The organism is Lyngbya confervoides BDU141951 (genome assembly GCF_000817775.3).
Classification (GTDB): domain Bacteria; phylum Cyanobacteriota; class Cyanobacteriia; order Thermosynechococcales; family Thermosynechococcaceae; genus Lyngbya; species Lyngbya confervoides.
In genome coordinates this window covers 1-5,541 of record NZ_JTHE03000033.1, presented here as the reverse complement: position 1 = coordinate 5,541, position 5,541 = coordinate 1, and the positions used below count along the sequence as shown (strand labels likewise).

The following is a 5,541-nucleotide window of genomic DNA, read 5'->3' as shown; positions in this document are numbered from 1 at the left end:
CAAAAAATTCGAAACCCAGTATCTACAGTGCTTAGATATCGGTCTCATCGCCTCCTAATTCTGTCCGGAGTATTGTTACAGATAAAGTTGAACTGTTGAGAGCCTTGGGCCACCCATTTAATCCAGAACAGCCTGCAGTTTGCGGCCACCTAGTAAAATCCAGTCTAACCAGGGAAGATAGAGGGGGATGCAGATCGCTCAGCCTCAGCGCGTGCGCCTGGGGAAATGGATGGGAAGAGGCGCTATTCTAGAGGCAGAAAACCGCTTCCCTGCTCTAGAGGGAAGGGTAGCAGTAAGGCGGCAGACAGTGGGTTTAAGAGAATTGCGACTCCAGGAGGAATATCGATCTGATGGCAGCGATCTGATCCAGGATTTTTATATTCCTTGCCTGAAGAATGCCAACCAATACGATCGCGCGGTGGGATTTTTCTCTAGCAGTTCCCTGGCGGCCATCGCCCAGGGTCTGACTCTCTTCATTGAGTCCGGGGGACGGATGCGTTTGATTGCTTCGCCGCAGCTTTCGGCGGAGGATATTGCCGCGATCGCCCAGGGATTAGCCCAGCGGGAGCAGCGGATTGAGCAGAGCTTGGTGCGGGAACTCACCCAGGACTTTGATCAGGTGGTGCGCGATGGACTGGCCTGCTTAGCCTGGCTACTGGCTCAGGGACGGCTGGAGATTCGGTTGGCGGTGTCCAGGGTCTTGCAGCAGCAGGGGATTTTCCATGAAAAACTCGGCATTTTTAGGGACGCCCAGGGCGACTTCATTGCGTTTACGGGGTCCGCCAACGAAACCTCAAGTGCGTTGCGGGGGAATTTTGAATGCGTGGATGTGTACCCCTCTTGGGAGGCGGGGGTACAGGGGCGATCGCGTCGGAAGGTGGAAAATTTTGAGGCGCTGTGGAGCAATGGCACCCCCAAGGTGGAGGTGATGGAGTTTCCGGAGGCGGCGAGGCGATCGCTGTTGACCTTTAAGACGAATCGCATCCCCTCTGGCGCCCTCCAGAGGGTCCCAAAGGCGGCCGAGTCGCCCCCAGATTACCCAACTCAAGACATGACTGGGGTTGAGAAACTGCCTCTCCCGATGCTTCCCGCTGAGCTGAAGCTGAGGGGATATCAAGAACAAGCGATCCAAAACTGGTTGAGGAATCAGGGGAAAGGAACCTTAAAGATGGCAACGGGAAGCGGTAAGACCATTACCGCCCTAGCAATCGCCACTCAGGCCTACCAGCAACTGGGGCTTAAGGCGCTGATCGTGGTTTGTCCTTATCGGCATCTCGTCATTCAGTGGGCGAGGGAGTGTGAGAAATTTGGACTTCAGCCAATTTTAGCCTTTGAATCCGTTCGGCGTTGGCAAGGACAACTGGGTTCAGATCTCTATTCTGTGCAGGCTGGTCATCAGCCCTTTCTGACGGTGGTGACCACCAATGCAACCTTCATGAGTGATGGGTTTCAATCTCAGCTTACCTATTTCCCAGAACCAACGCTGTTGGTGGGGGATGAGGCCCACAATTTTGGTTCAAATCAGCTCGTGCGGTCGTTGCCAAGCTCGATTCGTTATCGTCTGGCGCTGTCGGCAACGCCAGAACGCTATTTTGATGAGGTGGGGACCGCGGAGCTGTATGAATATTTTGGGCCTGTGCTAGAGCCGGAATTTACGCTGCGTGATGCAATCCTGCAGGGAGCATTAGTTCATTATCTTTACTATCCCATCTTGGTCTCATTGACCGAGCGGGAGGCAGAGCGCTACACGGTCTTAGCCAAGAAGATTCGTCGTCTCATCGGCATGGGCGGGCTGGAGGATGAAAACCCGGCCCTGACGCCGTTGCTCCTGGAGCGATCGCGGTTAATTGGATCTGCCGCTAATAAAATAGAGGCGCTGAAAAACTTGATGCGCGATCGCCTGGGAACCAGCCACACCCTGTTTTACTGCGGGGACGGCACCGTGGAAGATGCGGTGTCGGCAGAGAGCCGGCGACAGCTCGATGTGGTGGCACAACTGCTCGGGCGAGATCTGGGATATCGAATCAATACTTACACGGCAGAAACGCCCTTAGAGGACCGCACCGATCTACATCATCTGTTTGAGTCAGGAGAACTCCAGGGACTAGTGGCGATCCGCTGTTTGGACGAGGGGGTTGACATTCCTGCCATCCAAACAGCGGTGATTCTGGCTAGCAGCAACAATCCTCGGCAATTTGTACAGCGGCGGGGCCGGATTTTACGTCGTCATCCTCATAAATCAAGGGCAACGCTGTTTGACATGATCGTGGTACCGCCAGAGTCCGATTCAGACACCTTTGAAATTGACCGCCAACTGCTGCGTCGGGAGCTGGTGCGGTTTGTGGAATTTGCAGATCTGGCCGACAATGCGGGAGAGGCTCGACTCAAGCTGTTGGATCTTCAGCAGCATTACCAACTGCTAGATCTTTAGGAGGCGAGATCTGGAGCTTTATGTGATTTTTCGCTGGCCGTTCGCGGAAAGACACCCTAGCGTTGTAAGAATAGGTAAAGGTTACTCATCCTCATTTTCCCTCATGCCTCGCAAGTCTACGCCTCAACAGCCAGGACTTTTCTCCGAAGAGTCCCTAGCACCGGTGCAAGAGCCGATTACCAGCGCCTCGCCCGCCGTTCGTCAGATTATTGACCGAGTCTTAGAGCTAGAGCAGCAGCGCTTAGATCGTAATGACCGGGGCCTGATTCAGGCCGATATTTTAAATATTGTCAAGGAAGCGGTGCAATGAAGCTGCTGAGTCTGAAGCTCCACAACTTTCGGTCTTTCTACGGAGAACATCGCCTAACCTTTGCCAAGAGCCGCGATCGCAATATTACGGTGATTCATGGAAATAACGGATCGGGCAAGACAGCCCTGCTGAATGCCTTTACCTGGGCACTCTACGAAAAGTTCACCGCGGCCTTAGCCTCCCCGGAACAGGTGGTGAACCGCCGGGCGATCGCGGAGGCAAAACTCAAGACAACGGTGGACTGCTGGGTGGAGGTAGGCTTTGAACATGATGGCAAGCAGTATCGGGTGAAGCGCAGCTGTAGAGCCCAGAAAACCAAGGATGGCGCCGATCAATCCCGCAGCGATCTGTTCATGCAGTTTTCTGGGGATGATGGACGCTGGCTGTTGTTGCCCAATGGCCAAAAGCCGGAGGATGTGATTTCGCGGATTTTACCCAAAAGCCTGCACCAGTATTTCTTCTTTGATGGGGAGCGGATTGAGCAAATCTGGCGAGTCGATAAGCGACCTGAAATTGCGGAAGCCACCAAGAAGTTGTTAGGAGTTGAAGCCATCGATCGAGCCATTAAGCATCTCACCCTGGCACGGAAATCCTTAGAGGAGGAGCTAGGTGGAATTGGAGATGCGGAAACTCAGCATTTGCTCGCAGAAAAGAAGCAGCTTGAGACGGAACAGGAGGAAATCCAGACCTGGATGGAGGAGGTTGAGACAGAACTCGCGGCCCAACTTGAGGTGAAGCACACCCTGCAACAGAAGCTGTTGGAGCTGAGTGAGGTAGAACAGCGACAGCGACAGCGGGAATTGCTACAAAGCCAGGATCAGGATCTGCGCGATCGCCTTTTGGCCGCGAAAAAGAACCTGAAGCGCCTGATTTCAACGCGAGGTTACACTGTATTCCTGCCCCCGATCGCGGCTAAATTTCGGGAGATTGTCAAGGATCGGGAGCAAAAGGGAGAGTTGCCCGCAGACATCAAACAAACCTTTGTGCAAGACTTGCTAGATCGGGAGCGGTGCATTTGCGGGGCGGAGCTGCATGAGGGCAGCTCGCATCGGGAGGCGGTTCAGGCCTGGCTAGAAAAAGCGGGTTTGGCGGACGTGGAAGCGGCAACCTATCGGGTGCAGGCTCAGGTGGATGAATTGGAGCGACAGATTCCTGAGTTTTGGCGAGAAGTGGATCAAGAACAGGCTACAATCCGCCAAATAAAGCAGAAAATCGGACAAATTAACGAAGAATTAGACGAAATTGGGGAGCAGTTGCGCCAGAGTTCACGGGAAGACGTTCGCAACCTTCAGCTTCGGCTGGATTCTGTGGAGCATCGGATTGAAAGCTACACCCTGGAAAAAGGTCAGAATCAGGAGCGAGAGGTACGCTTGGATCAAGCTATCCGGCAACTCAATAAACAGCTGAAGGAGCGGAAGCAAAATAAAGGGCGACAAAAGCTGGCCCAGGACCGGATTAGTGCTGCGCAGGATGCGGTCGATCGGCTCAAGCAGCTTAAGGTCAATCAGGATGTGCTATTCCGAGAGCAGTTAGAGGCGGAAATTGCTCAACTCTACGGCGAAATTTCCTTTAAACCATACCAACCGCGCCTGTCAGAGCGCTACGAACTGAGTTTAGTGAACGTCGAGGAAGACCCGGACAATGCGGTGGGGGCTTCTACGGGAGAAAACCAAATTTTGAGCCTGGCGTTTATTGGCAGCATCATTGAGCGGGTGCGGCAGTGGAGTAAGGCGGGATTAATCATGGGCCCGGATAGCAGCACGTTCCCAGTGGTGATGGATTCGCCGTTTGGAAGTTTAGATTCGTTGTATCGGCGGCAGGTGGCGAAACTCTTGCCGGGGCTGGCGGATCAGATGGTGGTGATGGTAAGCAAGACCCAATGGCGCACCGAGGTGGCAGAGGAGATGCAGGATCGAATTGGGCGGGAATATGTCTTGACCTACAACTCTCCGAAGTCGGAGCTGGCCATCGATGATATTGAGCGAGGGGGCGAACGTTATCCTTTAGTGAGGCAAAGCCCGAATGAGTTTGAATATACCGAAGTGATCGAGGTGAGTCGCCATGGTTAAGGTTGCTGCTTCCACCGTTCCTGCCCAGCCGCTTGAGACGGATCGTTGGGTGAAAGCTAGTTGGGATGAGTTTATCGCGATCGCAGATGACCCTGCCTATGAAGGGGGGCGGTTTTACTTTGATCACGGGAGGATGAGGATTGAAATGGTTCCGTTAGGGTCTTCCCACAGTCAAGATGATCCTTTGGTGGCCAGGGTTATCAGTTTGTTTGCGACCCTGAAGGGCTTACGCTTTAAAGAAATCTCGAATGGTAGCTTTCGGAAGACCGGAGAACGTGGGTGTCAGCCAGATATTGCCTTTTATATCGGTGCAGAGATTAGGTTTCCGCCTCGGGGAGATACCCCCATTGATTTGGATACCATTGAGCCGCCTTCGCTGGTGGTGGAAATTGCTTCGACGACATTGGCGGATGATTTGGGGCCAAAGCGTTTACTGTATGAGCGTTTGGGGGTGGCAGAATATTGGGTTGTAGATGTGAATGGGGGCAGCATAACGGCATTTGAGATTGCGGATGGTCGGAGTGGGGAGGTGCGGAAGTCGTTGGTGTTGCCAGAGCTGCCAATAGCGGTGGTGGAAGAGGCGCTGAGACGGGGGCAAAGGGAGGATGACGGGGTGGTCAATCGCTGGCTATTGGATCTGTTTGCAGCGGACGTATGAAGACCGACACGCTATTTTATGAGTTATTTCAGCTTTATCCGCTTATTTTCTTTGAATTGATTGGGGAGTCTGC

At 53.5% G+C, this 5,541-nt stretch carries 4 protein-coding genes and 1 pseudogene; all 5 read left to right on the top strand.

Annotated features, from left to right (window positions below):
* Positions 1-187: 187 nt before the first annotated feature.
* Positions 188-832: pseudogene (locus QQ91_RS21590) on the top strand (phospholipase D-like domain-containing protein); the annotation flags it as partial.
* Positions 833-1,051: 219 nt separating this feature from the next.
* On the top strand, positions 1,052-2,431 hold the full coding sequence (locus QQ91_RS04850) for a DNA phosphorothioation system restriction enzyme (protein ID WP_250833261.1): 1,380 nt from the start codon (positions 1,052-1,054) through the stop codon (positions 2,429-2,431).
* Positions 2,432-2,534: 103 nt separating this feature from the next.
* Positions 2,535-2,741: a hypothetical protein gene (locus tag QQ91_RS04845; RefSeq protein ID WP_166283960.1), complete on the top strand. Its 207-nt coding sequence runs from the start codon at positions 2,535-2,537 to the stop codon at positions 2,739-2,741.
* A complete protein-coding gene (locus QQ91_RS04840; protein WP_166283958.1) occupies positions 2,738-4,810 on the top strand; it encodes an AAA family ATPase in 2,073 nt (690 codons plus the stop codon). Before QQ91_RS04845 ends, QQ91_RS04840 begins: the two co-directional genes overlap by 4 nt.
* On the top strand, positions 4,803-5,468 hold the full coding sequence (locus QQ91_RS04835; protein WP_166283956.1) for a Uma2 family endonuclease: 666 nt from the start codon (positions 4,803-4,805) through the stop codon (positions 5,466-5,468). The genes QQ91_RS04840 and QQ91_RS04835 overlap by 8 nt, the downstream gene beginning before the upstream one ends.
* The last annotated feature ends 73 nt before the right edge of the window (positions 5,469-5,541 follow it).